This is a genomic window from Pseudomonas brassicacearum (genome assembly GCF_003732225.1).
In the GTDB taxonomy this organism is placed as follows: Bacteria; Pseudomonadota; Gammaproteobacteria; order Pseudomonadales; family Pseudomonadaceae; genus Aquipseudomonas; species Aquipseudomonas brassicacearum_E.
The window spans coordinates 1-571 of record NZ_MOBJ01000029.1; the positions used below are offsets into that span (position 1 = coordinate 1).

Annotated in this window: 1 protein-coding gene; it reads right to left on the minus strand. The window is 57.6% G+C overall.

What is annotated here, in order from left to right; translation table 11 throughout:
* On the minus strand, positions 1–571 hold a 571-nt coding region (locus BK659_RS24485), incomplete at both ends, for a type I glutamate--ammonia ligase (RefSeq protein ID WP_475848210.1).

Genomic DNA, 571 nt, shown 5'->3' on the forward strand with positions numbered 1-571 from the left:
ATCAATATCGTTCAGCACGTCAGCAAAGTGGTTGAGATTATCAACCGAGTAGACCTGGCTTTGCGTGTTACGCACGTCGGTGCCCGGCGCGCAGGGTGGCTGCAGATAGCCGTCGGCATCGCGATTCCGATCAAGTAAATAGAACTCCAGCTCTACCGCTACCACGGGGAACAGACCGCGCTGGCGCAACTGCTGCCAGAGCCGGTTGAGTACGTTCCGCGGCTCAACGTCAAAGGGAGCGCCATCTTCATCGACCATGGTGAGCTGCACCTGACCAATGTATTCCGGGTCCGCGGCGGACGGTGCCAGGGTGCCCGGCACCGGCACACAAACACAGTCAGGCTCGCCGAGCTCCTGCCCCAGGCCCGCCTCTTCCACCACATTACCCAGAATATCCATGGCGAACACCGACGCCGGGAAATAGCAGCCTTTTTCGAGTTTGTTCAGTCCGGCAACCGGAACACGTTTACCGCGAAAACAGCCGTTCAAATCGGTCAGGAGGACATCAATAAACTGGGTATTCGGATACTGTTCTAAATAGCGCTTCACCTCCTGCGTAAAGGCGCTGCCC